18 protein-coding genes are annotated in these 12,095 nt (G+C 59.3%); all 18 read right to left on the bottom strand.

Annotated features, from left to right (window positions below; translation table 11 throughout):
* Positions 1 to 428: 428 nt before the first annotated feature.
* On the bottom strand, positions 429 to 734 hold the full coding sequence (gene rplX, locus ACTNBY_RS03320) for a 50S ribosomal protein L24 (protein WP_006235043.1): 306 nt from the start codon (positions 732 to 734) through the stop codon (positions 429 to 431).
* A 13-nt stretch (positions 735 to 747) separates the two neighbouring features.
* Positions 748 to 1,116 (bottom strand): 50S ribosomal protein L14, encoded by a 369-nt coding sequence (gene rplN / locus ACTNBY_RS03315; protein ID WP_117734331.1) that lies wholly within the window; start codon positions 1,114 to 1,116, stop codon positions 748 to 750.
* 118 nt (positions 1,117 to 1,234) lie between these two features.
* Positions 1,235 to 1,495 carry a 30S ribosomal protein S17 gene (rpsQ, locus tag ACTNBY_RS03310; protein WP_006235040.1) on the bottom strand — a complete coding sequence of 87 codons (261 nt, stop codon included), beginning with the start codon at positions 1,493 to 1,495 and terminating at the stop codon, positions 1,235 to 1,237.
* Between the two features lie 16 nt (positions 1,496 to 1,511).
* Positions 1,512 to 1,727 (bottom strand): 50S ribosomal protein L29, encoded by a 216-nt coding sequence (rpmC, locus tag ACTNBY_RS03305; protein WP_006235039.1) that lies wholly within the window; start codon positions 1,725 to 1,727, stop codon positions 1,512 to 1,514.
* Complete coding sequence (gene rplP, locus ACTNBY_RS03300) at positions 1,727 to 2,164, bottom strand: 50S ribosomal protein L16 (protein WP_370450531.1); 438 nt, start codon at positions 2,162 to 2,164, stop codon at positions 1,727 to 1,729. Before rplP ends, rpmC begins: the two co-directional genes overlap by 1 nt.
* Complete coding sequence (rpsC, locus tag ACTNBY_RS03295; RefSeq protein ID WP_154514689.1) at positions 2,164 to 2,874, bottom strand: 30S ribosomal protein S3; 711 nt, start codon at positions 2,872 to 2,874, stop codon at positions 2,164 to 2,166. Before rpsC ends, rplP begins: the two co-directional genes overlap by 1 nt.
* 6 nt (positions 2,875 to 2,880) lie before the next feature.
* Positions 2,881 to 3,252, bottom strand: coding sequence for a 50S ribosomal protein L22 (rplV, locus tag ACTNBY_RS03290; RefSeq protein ID WP_006235036.1), 372 nt, complete (start codon positions 3,250 to 3,252; stop codon positions 2,881 to 2,883).
* 14 nt (positions 3,253 to 3,266) lie between these two features.
* Positions 3,267 to 3,527, bottom strand: coding sequence for a 30S ribosomal protein S19 (rpsS, locus tag ACTNBY_RS03285; protein WP_006235035.1), 261 nt, complete (start codon positions 3,525 to 3,527; stop codon positions 3,267 to 3,269).
* A gap of 32 nt (positions 3,528 to 3,559) precedes the next feature.
* Positions 3,560 to 4,390 (bottom strand): 50S ribosomal protein L2, encoded by an 831-nt coding sequence (gene rplB, locus ACTNBY_RS03280; protein WP_117583062.1) that lies wholly within the window; start codon positions 4,388 to 4,390, stop codon positions 3,560 to 3,562.
* A gap of 179 nt (positions 4,391 to 4,569) precedes the next feature.
* Entirely contained in the window at positions 4,570 to 4,857 is a 288-nt protein-coding gene (gene rplW, locus ACTNBY_RS03275; RefSeq protein ID WP_006235033.1) for a 50S ribosomal protein L23, read from the bottom strand.
* The gene (rplD, locus tag ACTNBY_RS03270; RefSeq protein WP_006235032.1) at positions 4,858 to 5,484 is read right to left on the bottom strand and encodes a 50S ribosomal protein L4; all 627 of its coding nucleotides are present in this window, start codon (positions 5,482 to 5,484) and stop codon (positions 4,858 to 4,860) included.
* Between the two features lie 46 nt (positions 5,485 to 5,530).
* Entirely contained in the window at positions 5,531 to 6,151 is a 621-nt protein-coding gene (gene rplC, locus ACTNBY_RS03265; protein ID WP_089572481.1) for a 50S ribosomal protein L3, read from the bottom strand.
* A 458-nt stretch (positions 6,152 to 6,609) separates the two neighbouring features.
* The gene (locus ACTNBY_RS03260; protein WP_441063339.1) at positions 6,610 to 7,230 is read right to left on the bottom strand and encodes a histidine phosphatase family protein; all 621 of its coding nucleotides are present in this window, start codon (positions 7,228 to 7,230) and stop codon (positions 6,610 to 6,612) included.
* A 39-nt stretch (positions 7,231 to 7,269) separates the two neighbouring features.
* A complete protein-coding gene (locus tag ACTNBY_RS03255) occupies positions 7,270 to 8,424 on the bottom strand; it encodes a cation diffusion facilitator family transporter (protein ID WP_441063337.1) in 1,155 nt (384 codons plus the stop codon).
* Between the two features lie 140 nt (positions 8,425 to 8,564).
* Complete coding sequence (rpsJ, locus tag ACTNBY_RS03250) at positions 8,565 to 8,873, bottom strand: 30S ribosomal protein S10 (RefSeq protein WP_441063335.1); 309 nt, start codon at positions 8,871 to 8,873, stop codon at positions 8,565 to 8,567.
* 60 nt (positions 8,874 to 8,933) lie between these two features.
* The gene (gene fusA / locus ACTNBY_RS03245) at positions 8,934 to 11,033 is read right to left on the bottom strand and encodes an elongation factor G (RefSeq protein ID WP_154514697.1); all 2,100 of its coding nucleotides are present in this window, start codon (positions 11,031 to 11,033) and stop codon (positions 8,934 to 8,936) included.
* Between the two features lie 19 nt (positions 11,034 to 11,052).
* Positions 11,053 to 11,526 carry a 30S ribosomal protein S7 gene (gene rpsG, locus ACTNBY_RS03240; RefSeq protein WP_006235013.1) on the bottom strand — a complete coding sequence of 158 codons (474 nt, stop codon included), beginning with the start codon at positions 11,524 to 11,526 and terminating at the stop codon, positions 11,053 to 11,055.
* Between the two features lie 73 nt (positions 11,527 to 11,599).
* A complete protein-coding gene (gene rpsL / locus ACTNBY_RS03235) occupies positions 11,600 to 11,977 on the bottom strand; it encodes a 30S ribosomal protein S12 (RefSeq protein WP_154514699.1) in 378 nt (125 codons plus the stop codon).
* Positions 11,978 to 12,095 lie beyond the last annotated feature (118 nt).

The following is a 12,095-nucleotide window of genomic DNA, read 5'->3' as shown; positions in this document are numbered from 1 at the left end:
TATTAAACCATAATTAGCAGATATTTGCGCGGCTATGCGCATTATCGCGCAAGACTCTGTGCGTAAATACGCATGCATCGATCGTTATGATGCATAAAAAGTTGGAACACCAAAACCCCTAAAGGCAAAGCAGGCTGTCTTACTCTGCCCCCTAGGGGCATCAGACATCAAAAGACCATCCCTAACTGCCGGCACATAGGGACTGTCCCAGGCTGCCGAAACCTGGGGGCGTTTCCCGTACGACGCTTTCGTGGCAAGACTGTCCCCATCAACTAGCCGTTTAAGAACGTCCCCAACGACTAGTCATTTATGTCTGTCCCCAATGAGTAGCCACTCATTTATGTCTGTCCCCAATGAGTAGGGATAGAAAAAGGCCCGGGTGCCGTGGCATCCGGGCCTTTGCTAGCAACTTAGATGTTGCGGGCAGCTTAGAACTTGTGGCCGCACTTCTTGCAGACACGCAGCTTGTTCTTGCCGTCCTTCTCGTGACCGACGCGGGTAACCTTACCGCACTCGGGGCAAACGAGATTGACGTTGGAGGCATCGATGGGAGCCTCCTGCGAAACGATGCCGCCCTGCTGGTTGGCAGCGTTGGGCTTGACGGCCTTCTTGACGACCGAAACGCCCTCGACAACGACCTTGTTCTCGGCGGGGAGAGCACGCAGGACAACGCCCTGCTTGCCGCGATCCTTACCAGAGAGAACCTGGACCTTATCGCCCTTCTTGATATACATATATCTCCCCTAACTACAGGGTCTCGGGAGCGAGCGAGACGATCTTCATGTACTTCTTGTCACGAAGCTCGCGAGCGACGGGCCCGAAGATACGGGTGCCGACGGGCGAACCATCGTTGTTGATGACAACGCAGGCGTTATCATCAAAGCGAATGTAGGAGCCATCCTTGCGGCGGATCTCCTTAACGGTGCGAACGACGACGCAACGGACAACGTCCTTCTTCTTGACGTTGGCGCCAGGGGTAGCCTCCTGGACAGCACCGATGAACACATCGCCGATGCCTGCATAACGACGCTTGGAACCGCCAAGCACCTTGATGCAGCGAATCTTGCGAGCGCCGGAGTTGTCGGCGACGTTCAGCATGGTTTGCATCTGAATCATGGTAGATGTTCCTCCGAACTAAGAACCGAAGAGAGGTGCGCAGCCTTTATGCGGCCCGTGGTATGCAAGCCAGGCATACGCACATCTTCGGAAACGTACAAGTCGTAAGAGCGACTGCTTATTTAGCGCGCTCGACGACCTCGATGAGGCGCCAACGCTTCATCTTGGACATAGGACGGGTCTCCATAACGCGGACGGTGTCGCCCACGCCAGCCGTGCACTCCTCGTCGTGAGCGTGCAGCTTCTTGGAGCTGGTCATCATCTTGCCGTACTTGGGGTGACGCTTGCGCTCGGTGATGGTGACAACGATGGTCTTGGCACCGGAGACGGAGGTAACGACACCCGTACGGACCTTACGCGAGTTACGCGAATCAGTCATATTCTCTCCTTAGGTCCTACTCGGCGACAGCGGACTTCTCCGCTGCGATCTCGCGGGCGCGCTGCTCCGTGAGGACGCGAGCGATGTCCTTCTTCACGGTGTTGACGCGAGCGGTGTTGTCCAGCTGGCTGGTGGCCATCTGGAAACGAAGGTTAAAGAGCTCGGCGCGCATTTCCTTCAGCTTCTCAACGAGCTGAGCGTCCGAGAGCTCACGAATCTCTGCGGGCTTCATTAGTTCTCCTCCTCGGCCGTCTCTGTAGCGGCAGGCTTAGCGACGATCTTGGTCTTGATGGGGAGCTTGTGCTGCGCCAGACGCAGAGCCTCGCGAGCGACCTCCTCGGGCACGCCCTTGACCTCGAACATGATGCGGCCGGGCTTGACGACGGCCACCCACTCCTCGGGGTTACCCTTACCAGAACCCATGCGAGTCTCGGCAGGCTTCTTAGTGATGGGCTTATCGGGGAAGATCGTGATGTAGACACGACCGCCACGCTTCATGTAGCGGGTCATGGCAATACGAGCGGCCTCGATCTGACGGTTGGTGATCCAATGGGCCTCGAGAGCCTGGATACCAAACTCGCCGAAATGCAGCTCGGTATTACCCTTGGCCTGGCCCTTCATGGAGCCACGCTGCACCTTGCGGTGAAGAATACGCTTAGGGGCAAGCACTACTGACCCCTCCTCTCGGAGTTACGACGACGAGGACGGGAAGAGCCCTCGAGTGCAGGGTTGGGAACAGGCTGGCCCGGGAGCTTCTCGCCCAGGTAGATCCAGACCTTCACGCCGCAGGCACCCATGGTGGTGCTGGCGACAGCCGTGCCGTAGTCGATCTTGGCACGGAGGGTGTGCAGAGGCACGCGACCCTCACGGTACCACTCACGACGGCCCATCTCGGCACCGCCGAGACGACCGGAGCACTGGATACGGATGCCCTTGGCGCCGGCCTTGCGGGCGGACTGGACAGCCTTGCGCATGGCGCGACGGAAGGCAACGCGGCCCTCGAGCTGCTCAGCGATAGACTGAGCAACGAGGTTGGCGTCGAGCTCGGGGCGCTTGATCTCGACAACGTCGACGGAGAGCTGGCCCTTGGAGACGCCAGCGACCTTCTCGAGCTCGGTGCGGAGGGTATCGATCTCGGCACCCTTCTTACCGATGACAACGCCGGGGCGAGCGGTGAAGATGATGACCTTCACCTTGTCGCCAGCGCGCTCGATCTCGACGCGGGAGACAGCTGCGCGGGAGAGACGCTTCTCGAGGTACTTGCGGATCTCGAGATCGTTACCGAGGGTCTTAGCGTAATCCTTCTCTGCGAACCAGCGGGAGCGCCAGTTCTCGGTGATGCCAAGACGGAAGCCGGTGGGGTAGACTTTCTGACCCATACAGCTTTACGCCTCCTTTCGAGGAGCAACGACGACGGTGATGTGGGAAGTACGCTTCAGAATGCGAGAAGCGGAACCCTTGGCGCGGGGACGGATGCGCTTAAGCGTCGGACCCTCGTCAACATAGGCAGCAGCGACAACCAGGTTGTCGGCACGCAGACCGTTGTTGTTCTCGGCGTTCGCAACGGCGGAACGGAGAACCTTCTCGACATCCACGGCGACGGCGCGGTCGCAGAAGTGGAGGATGTCGAAGGCCTGAGCGACAGGCTTGCGGCGGATCAGATCGACCACCAGGCGGGCCTTGCTGGGGGAAACACGCACGTACTTAGCGACGGCGCGAACCTCGGTGGCCTCAGTTTCAATAGACTTAGTTGCCATTTACGGTTAACCCCCTATTTGGCCTTGTGGCCACGGAACGTACGAGTCGGCGCGAACTCGCCGAGCTTGTGACCAACCATGGACTCGGTAACATACACGGGCACATGCTTGCGGCCGTCGTGGACGGCGATGGTGTGACCAACCATCTCGGGGAAGATGGTGGACGCGCGGGACCAAGTCTTCACGACGTCCTTCTTGCCAGCCTCGTTCATCGCGGTGATACGCGAGAGAAGGCGAGTCTCCACGAACGGGCCCTTTTTGAGACTTCTGCTCATAAGTGCTTTCTCCTAAAACTCGGTATCCGAAATTACTTCTTACGGCGACGAATGATGTGCTGGTTCGAGACCTTCTTCTTCTTGCGCGTACGAAGGCCCTTCGTCGGCTTACCCCAGGGGGTAACAGAGGGACGACCAGAGGTGTGGTTCTTGCCCTCGCCACCGCCGTGCGGGTGGTCGACAGGGTTCATAACGGTACCGCGGACGGTCGGGCGCACGTTCATGTGACGCTTACGGCCGGCCTTGCCGATGACGATGTTGGCGTGATCAGCGTTGCCGACCTCACCGACGGTGGCGCGGCAGGTAACGAGGATGCGGCGCATCTCGGAGGAAGGCATACGGACGATGGCGTACTTGCCCTCCTTACCCATCAGCTGGCAGGAGTTACCGGCGGAACGGGCGATAGCGGCGCCCTTGCCCGGCTGGAACTCGACGGCGTGGATGAGCGTACCGACGGGGATGTCGGCGAGGGGCAGAGCGTTGCCCGGCTTGATGTCGGCGTCAGAACCGGACATGACGGTCTGACCGACCTCGAGGCCCTTGGGGGCCAGGATGTAGCGCTTCTCACCGTCAGCATAGTGCAGCAGAGCGATGCGAGCGGAACGGTTCGGATCGTACTCGATCGTGGCAACCTTGGCGGGCACGCCGTCCTTGTTGCGCTTGAAGTCGATCACGCGGTAACGACGCTTCACGCCGCCGCCCTGGTGGCGGGTGGTGATGCGGCCGTTGTTGTTACGACCGGCCTTCTTGGGCAGGGGCTCGAGAAGAGACTTCTCGGGCTTGGTGCAGGTGATCTCGGAGAAGTCGGAGATCGTCTGCCAACGCCTACCAGCGGAGGTCGGCTTAAGGTGCTTTACAGCCATTACAATCCCTTTCAATAGGTATCCGTTAGCCATCGCAGACAGGGATTCGAGGTTCTGCCTCGGGTGCGATGACACCGGACGTATACACGGTTCCGGGCGTGTCCATTTTATACGCCCAAAACCTTGAGCTCTCGCCTCCCCTATTTGGGAGGCATGAGCTCACTCAACAGCAGCGAGTCTTAGGCCTGGTTGCCAAAGACCTCGATGGTGTCGCCCTCGGCCAGCGTAACGATGGCCTTCTTCCAAGAACGGGTCTTGCCGGCGACATAGCGCACGCGCTTGGTCTTGGGCTTGACCGTCAGGGTGTTCACGCGAACGACCTTGACGCCGAAGATCTCCTCGACAGCGTCCTTGATCTGATACTTGTTAGCATCCTTGGCGACCTCGAACGTGTACTTGTTCTGCTCCATGCCGGAGAAGGAACGCTCGGACACGATCGGACGGATGATGATCTCGTGGGCGGTCATTTATGCAAGCACCTCCCCGAAGTGAGCGGCGATGTCGGCGGGCATCAGCACAGCGTTGTTGTTGACGAGATCATAGGTGTTGGCCTCGTCGGCAGTGATGATGAACGTCTTGGGAATGTTGCGGAACGACAGGTAGGCGTTGACGTCCTCATCGCGAACGATGATGGTCAGACGCTTGCCCTCAAGGCCAAGAGCCTTGAGCATGGCAACGGCAGCCTTGGTGGAAGGCTTCTCGAAGCCGTAGTCGTCGACGAGCACGAGCTCGCCATCGGCCAGCTTGGCGGACAGCGCAGAGCGCATAGCCAGCTTGACCTCCTTGTTGTTCATACGCTTAGCGTAGGAACGGGGCTTGGGGGCGAAGACAACGCCACCGTGACGCCACTGGGCAGCACGGATGGAACCCTGGCGGGCACGACCGGTGCCCTTCTGACGCCAAGGCTTCTTGCCGCCACCGGAAACCTCAGAGCGGCCCTTAGCGGACTGGGTGCCCTGACGCCAAGAGGCCATCTGGCACTTGACGATGTGGTGCATAACGTGGATGTTCGGCTCGATGCCGTACACCTCAGCGGCGAGCTCGGCCTCGGCGACCTTCTTGCCCTCGCTGTTCTTTACTTCAAACTTTGCCATTTAAGTGTTCTCCTTGGTATGACGCTGGGCTAAATGGGCTGGGCCCTTAGGCCATACGGATGGCGACGAGACCATTCTTGGCACCCGGGACAGCGCCCTTGACCAAGATGAGGTTCTGCTCGGCATCGATGCGGACAACGGAAAGGTTCTTGACGGTAACGCGCTCGTTACCCATGTGGCCGGCCATCTTGACGCCCTTGAGGACGCGCGCAGGATAGGCGCACTGACCGATAGAACCGGGGTGACGCTGGAAGTGAGAACCATGCGTCATAGGACCGCGGCGCTGACCCCAGCGCTTGATGCGACCCTGGAAGCCCTTACCCTTGGAGGTACCGATGACGTCGACCTTCTCGACATCAGCGAAATCAGCGACGGTGACGACCTCGCCGACCTTGTGCTCCTCGCCGTTCTCGACGCGGACCTCACGAAGGAAGCGGACAGGCTCGACGCCGGCCTTGGCGAAGTGACCAGCCATGGGCTTGTTCACGTTCTTGGCCTTGATGTCGCCGAAACCGATCTGGACGGCGTCATAGCCGTCGGTTGCCTGAGTTTTAACCTGCGAGACAGCGCAGGGGCCAGCCTGGATGACCGTGACGGGAACGACGTTGTCGTTCTCGTCCCAAACCTGGGTCATGCCAATCTTGCGGCCGAGAATCATGCTGATCAAGATATGATCCCAACTCTCGCGTGGTCTTGGGACAATGCGTACACCACCGAGCGTACGCCCCTAGAGGACCACTACTTACACGACGTGCTCCCCAGCCTTGTATTGCGTCCGAACTACCTGACAACCCTATTAAGCAGGCATTTTGTCCAGCCAGAATACTCCCCTGGTTTCACACAGCTGTTTAGTATACACGGCTGCGGGCGTATCCATCGAGATTCATATTTCACTCACATTGTTTACGCAGGTAAAGTGCGTGGCATGTTCCCAGTGTGCGGCGGAGGGGGCGTGCCTGAGACATATTAAGGTTGCTGCTCTACAGTCCTGCTCACGACGGAGAGCACATTAAGTGCTCTCCTGTTCGTGCGGAACTCGCGACAACCTTAATATGTCTCAGGCCCGCCCCCTCCGCCGCACACTGGGAACGACACGTTGATGTCTGCTTAACTCTGCTCGCTCAGCTAATGACTTTGTTGGGGATCCACAATTTGCTGCAAGGTGAACTTGCATTGGGGCGTATCGTCCTCTTCTCGCGCATCGTCGAAATCGAAGATCATGATGGCGCAGTTGGGGAGTTTTGTTGGGAGCTCGAAACCCTCTGGGGCTGCAGCCTTGATGAATTGGCGGCTGGCGCTGCCGTGGCTTACTGCTAGGAGGGTTTCGATGCCCTCGGCGCCCATGAGATTGGTGAGGGTGTCTACCATGCGTTCTTGCAGCGCGCGGCTTCCTTCTCCTCCGAAGGGGACCAAATCCTCGCCCGGATCCCAAACGTCGGTAGGCAATGCGTCGTGCGGGCCTTCCTCGAAGGTCCCATAGCCGCGCTCGATGATGCCTTCGCAGGGCTCGACAGTAGCATCCGGACCGAGGATCTCGCATGCGACGATACTTGCCGTGTCCATGGCTCGGCCTAAAGGCGATGAGACAACTTTGTCGGGGACGACGCCGTGGGCTTTGAGCCATTCGGCTGCCGCTTGGGCCTGTTGACGGCCCAAATCGGTAAGCGGTGAATCACAGCGACCCTGGACGAGCTTTTTTACGTTGAATTCCGTCTGGCCGTGGCGGAGCAGATACAGCCTCTTCATATTCTCCCCTTCTGCATAACGTGCTTTGCCGGCGCAGACCTACTCGTGGGTATGCCCTACGTAGTCATCGTCGATCGTAATCTTGGCAATCGACTTGGGAAATTCCGATTCGACCCTCTGGACCAACGCGTGCTTGAGCTCATCGGCCCCCATGCCCAAATCCGAGGGACGCACGCAGTCAAAGATCACGTTGGTGTGCGTAGGACCCGGCACACAGCGCAGGTCATGAATCGAAAGGCGGCTATCGATCTGTTGGGCCATGGCGTGAATGCGCAAGCGCATGCTCGCCACCTTGGGGTCATCGGTCACGATGGGATCGTAGTGAAGCGTGACAATCATGTCGTCTTCGTCCCTAAATGCCTGTTCAATGTTATCGAGCGTGTCATGACTTTCCAGCGGGCTGGCCTCGGCCGCCATCTCGGCGTGAGCGCTTGCGAACTTCCTGCCCGGACCGTAGTCGTGAACCATTAGGTCATGAACGCCCAAAACGCCAGGGTAGCTCAAGATCTTGCCGCGAATATGTTCGACCAGCTTGGGATCGGGCGCCTGACCCAAAAGCGGGCTCACCGTATCCTGGATGAGCTCAAAACCGCTCCAGCCAATATAGGCGCCAACGGCAAGGCCGACCCAAGCATCAAGATTGATATGCGTCACCTGCGAAACAATTGCGCACGCTAACACGGCGCCTGTGGCAAGGACATCGTTCTTGGAATCCTGCGCGGTCGCATGCAGCGTCTCAGACTCAATACGGTCACCGAGCTTTTGGTTGAGGGCCGCCATCCACAGTTTAACAACCATCGAAAGCGCCAAGACTGCCACCAGGGCAAGCGAGAACTCGACGGGTTCGGGGTGGACGATACGCTCAAACGAGGACTTCACCAGTTCGAGGCCGATAAGCAGCACGAGCGCCGCCACGACCAGACCCGAGAGATACTCGTAGCGGCCATGGCCGTAAGGGTGCTCGGGGTCTGCCGGCTTGCCCGCCAGCTTAAAGCCAAGCACGCTCACGATGTTTGAGCTGGCGTCAGACAGGTTGTTCATGGCGTCCGCCACAATCGAAACCGATCCCGACAGCACGCCAATTGCACCCTTCGCAGCGCATAGCGCCACATTGGCGAGAATACACACCACGCCCGCCAACGTGCCCACGCGCGCACGGTCGCCCTGCGCACGACGAACGATCCACTCGACCATCTATATCTGCCCCCAACAGTTTTACTCATACACTCGTTTGTCGAATAGCTCAGTAGTGTAGACCCTTTACCCCATCGATACAAAAAAGGCCGCAACCCTTAGGGCTGCGGCCTTACAAATCGCACTATCGAGCAAAAAGCTTAGAGCTTGATGTCGATGTCGACGCCAGCGGGGAGGTCGAGACGCATGAGCGAATCAACGGTGCCCGAGGTGGGGTCGAGGATGTCGATGAGGCGCTTGTGGGTGCGCATCTCGAACTGCTCACGGGAGTCCTTGTCCTTGTGCGGCGAGCGGAGAACCGTGTACAGGTTGCGCTCGGTGGGCAGGGGGACAGGACCGGAAACGCGAGCGCCGGTCTTCTGAGCGGTCTCGACGATGAGCTTCGCGGACTGATCGACGACCTCGTGATCATAGCCCTTGAGGCGAATGCGGATCTTCTGGGTAGCCAACTTAAACCTCCAAAGAGTGCGAGAGATGTTCTCGCGGATTACGTAACAGGGAGCTCGAACTTAGGCGTTCTTGCTCATGACCTCGTCCACGATGGACTTGGGCGCAGGCTCATAAGAGTCGAACTGCATCGTGTAGGATGCACGGCCCTGGGTCTGGGAGCGAAGGTCGGTAGCGTAACCGAACATCTCGCCCAGCGGCACCTTGGCACGGATGAGCTTGGTGTTCTTGCGATCCTCCATGCCCTCGATCTTGCCGCGGCGACCGGAGAGGTTGCCCATAACGTCGCCCATGTACTGCTCGGGGGTCTCGACCTCGACAGCCATGATCGGCTCGAGCAGCTGCGGATCGGACTTCTTGAGGGCGTCCTTGATAGCCATGGAACCGGCGATCTTGAAGGCGGCCTCGGAGGAGTCGACCTCGTGGTAAGAACCGTCGAACAGGGTGACCTTAACGTCGAGGACCGGGAAGCCGGCGATAACACCGGTGTTCAGGGCCTCCTGGATGCCCTTGTCGATGGACGGGATGTACTCCTTGGGCACGACGCCGCCGACGATAGCGTTGACGAACTCGTAGCCGAAGCCCTCCTCCATCTTCTCGAGCTTGATGACGGCGTGGCCGTACTGACCGCGACCGCCGGACTGACGGACGAACTTGCCCTCAGCCCTCTCGACATCGTGACCAGCGGTCTCGCGGTAGGCAACCTGGGGCTTACCGACGTTAGCGTCAACCTTGAACTCACGGAGCAGACGGTCAACGATGATCTCGAGGTGCAGCTCGCCCATGCCGGCGATGATGGTCTGGCCGGTCTCGTGGTTGGTGGACACCGTGAAGGTCGGGTCCTCCTCGGCGAGCTTGGTCAGAGCCAGGGACATCTTGTCCTGCTCGGCCTTGGTCTTGGGCTCGATGGCAACGTCGATAACGGGCTTAGCGAACTCGATCTTCTCGAGGACGATCTCCTTGCCCTCGGCGCACAGGGTGTCACCGGTGGTGGAGTTCTTGAAGCCAACGCAGGCGACGATGTCACCGGCGCAAGCGTCGTCACGGTCGATACGCTCGGCGGCGTTCATCTCGAGGATGCGGCCGAGGCGCTCGCGCTGACCGTTGGAGGCGTTGACCACGTAGGAGCCGGACTCGGCGCGACCGGAATAAACGCGGACGTAGGTGAGCTTACCGACGAACGGGTCGGTCATGATCTTGAAGACCAGGCCGGAGAAGGGCTCGTCGAAGGAGGGATGACGCACGATCTCCTCGCCGGTTTCCGGATCGGTACCGGTGACGGCCTCAACGTCGAGGGGGCTGGGCAGGTAGTCGACGACAGCGTCGAGCAGCTCCTGAACGCCCTTGTTCTTGTAGGCGGAGCCCACAAAGACGAGGTTGAGCTCGTTGGCCAGAACGCCCTTGCGCAGAGCAGCCTTGAGCTCCTCGACGGTGAAGTCCTCCTCCATGAGGATCTTCTCCATAAGCTCGTCGTCAAAGCTGGCAGCGGCGTCGAGGAGCTCCTCGCGCTTGGTGGCAGCGATGTCGGCGAACTCAGCCGGGATCTCGTCCATCGGCTCGGGGTAGGTCATGCCCTTCTCGTCGGCCTTGAAGTCCCATGCAGTCATGGTGACCAGGTCGATGACGCCCCAGAAGTTGTCCTCGGCGCCCATCGGGACCTGAGCGGCCACGGCGTTGGCGTCGAGACGATCCTTCATGGTCTCGATAGCGTTGAAGAAGTCAGCGCCCACGCGGTCATACTTGTTGATGAAGGCGATGCGGGGAACGTTGAAGGTAGAAGCCTGACGCCAAACGGTCTCAGACTGGGGCTGGACGCCGGCAACGGCGTCGAAGACGGCGACAGCGCCATCGAGGACGCGCAGGCAGCGCTCGACCTCGGCGGTGAAGTCAACGTGGCCCGGGGTGTCGATGATCTGGATGCGGTAGTCCTTACCGTCCTTGTTCCAGAAGCACGTGGTAGCAGCGGAGGTAATGGTTACGCCGCGCTCCTGCTCCTGAACCATCCAGTCCATGGTGGCAGCGCCCTCATGGACCTCACCGATCTTGTGGGTCTTACCGGTGTAGTAAAGAATACGCTCGGTCGTGGTGGTCTTACCGGCATCGATGTGGGCCATGATGCCGATGTTACGGGTATCGGAAAGCTTGTGCTTAGCCTTAGCCATGTTAGTTCCTTACCTTAACTTACCAACGATAGTGAGAGAACGCGCGGTTGGCCTCGGCCATCTTGAAGACGTCCTCACGCTTCTTGACGGAAGCGCCCAGGCCGTTGGAAGCGTCCAGAATCTCGTTTGCGAGACGCTCAGCCATGGTCTTCTCCTTGCGAGCGCGGGAGAAGTTGACGATCCAGCGGATGCCCAGAGCGGTGGAACGACGGGAGTTGACCTCCATCGGGACCTGATAGGTAGCGCCACCGACACGCTTGGGCTTAACCTCGAGCGTGGGCTTGACGTTGTCCATAGCCTTCTTGAAGGTAGCGAGAGCGTCGCCACCCTCGGACTTCTCGGCAACGATCTCGAAAGCGGTGTAAACGATGCGCTCAGCGGTGGCCTTCTTGCCGTCAAGAAGGACCTTGTTGATGAGCTGAGTCACCAGGCGGTTGTTGTAAACGGCGTCAGGCTGAACCTCACGACGATTAGCTGCTGCACGACGCGGCATGTGAAATCTCCTTAAGTGTCTACCGTGCGGCGCTTAGGCGGCACACGGCGAAAGTATCAAAACGTTATCTGGCTTATTTGGCCTTGGGGCGCTTAGCACCGTACTTGGAACGGGCCTGCATACGGTTCTGGACCGGAGCAGCATCGTAGGCGCCACGGATGACGTGATAACGGACACCAGGGAGGTCACGAACACGACCGCCGCGGACGAGCACGATGGAGTGCTCCTGCAGGTTGTGGCCCTCACCCGGAATGTAAGCAGTAACTTCGATGCCGTTGACGAGGCGAACACGGGCAACCTTACGAAGAGCCGAGTTCGGCTTCTTGGGGCTCGTGGTGAAGACGCGGGTGCACACGCCGCGCTTCTGGGAGTTGTGCTGCAGAGCAGCGTTCTTGGACTTCTTGGGCGCGGAACGACGGCCCTGGCGAACCAGCTGGTTAATAGTAGGCAAAGCGTACTCCTTCTCGAATGATTCCAGCTTTCTGTAAAGTGCAACGGCTTGAATCGAGGGGTCAGCATCCCCCTACGAAACACGCAGTTCGATAGGATACGTGCCGTTAGCTGTGTCG

Source organism: Collinsella sp. HCP28S3_E12 (assembly GCF_052065595.1).
In the GTDB taxonomy this organism is placed as follows: domain Bacteria; phylum Actinomycetota; class Coriobacteriia; order Coriobacteriales; family Coriobacteriaceae; genus Collinsella.
The sequence above is the reverse complement of the archived record's forward strand: the minus strand, read 5'-3'. Positions and strand labels throughout refer to the sequence as shown.

Coding starts and splice junctions, on each gene's coding strand:
- rplD (WP_006235032.1), bottom strand. CDS start 5,484: ATGGCAAAGTTTGAAGTAAAGAACAGCGAGGGCAAGAAGGTCGCCGAG.
- rpsC (WP_154514689.1), bottom strand. CDS start 2,874: ATGGGTCAGAAAGTCTACCCCACCGGCTTCCGTCTTGGCATCACCGAG.
- rplV (WP_006235036.1), bottom strand. CDS start 3,252: ATGGCAACTAAGTCTATTGAAACTGAGGCCACCGAGGTTCGCGCCGTC.
- ACTNBY_RS03255 (WP_441063337.1), bottom strand. CDS start 8,424: ATGGTCGAGTGGATCGTTCGTCGTGCGCAGGGCGACCGTGCGCGCGTG.
- rpmC (WP_006235039.1), bottom strand. CDS start 1,727: ATGAAGCCCGCAGAGATTCGTGAGCTCTCGGACGCTCAGCTCGTTGAG.
- rpsS (WP_006235035.1), bottom strand. CDS start 3,527: ATGAGCAGAAGTCTCAAAAAGGGCCCGTTCGTGGAGACTCGCCTTCTC.
- rplB (WP_117583062.1), bottom strand. CDS start 4,390: ATGGCTGTAAAGCACCTTAAGCCGACCTCCGCTGGTAGGCGTTGGCAG.
- fusA (WP_154514697.1), bottom strand. CDS start 11,033: ATGGCTAAGGCTAAGCACAAGCTTTCCGATACCCGTAACATCGGCATC.
- ACTNBY_RS03260 (WP_441063339.1), bottom strand. CDS start 7,230: ATGAAGAGGCTGTATCTGCTCCGCCACGGCCAGACGGAATTCAACGTA.
- rpsG (WP_006235013.1), bottom strand. CDS start 11,526: ATGCCGCGTCGTGCAGCAGCTAATCGTCGTGAGGTTCAGCCTGACGCC.
- rpsQ (WP_006235040.1), bottom strand. CDS start 1,495: ATGACTGATTCGCGTAACTCGCGTAAGGTCCGTACGGGTGTCGTTACC.
- rplW (WP_006235033.1), bottom strand. CDS start 4,857: ATGACCGCCCACGAGATCATCATCCGTCCGATCGTGTCCGAGCGTTCC.
- rplX (WP_006235043.1), bottom strand. CDS start 734: ATGTATATCAAGAAGGGCGATAAGGTCCAGGTTCTCTCTGGTAAGGAT.
- rplN (WP_117734331.1), bottom strand. CDS start 1,116: ATGATTCAGATGCAAACCATGCTGAACGTCGCCGACAACTCCGGCGCT.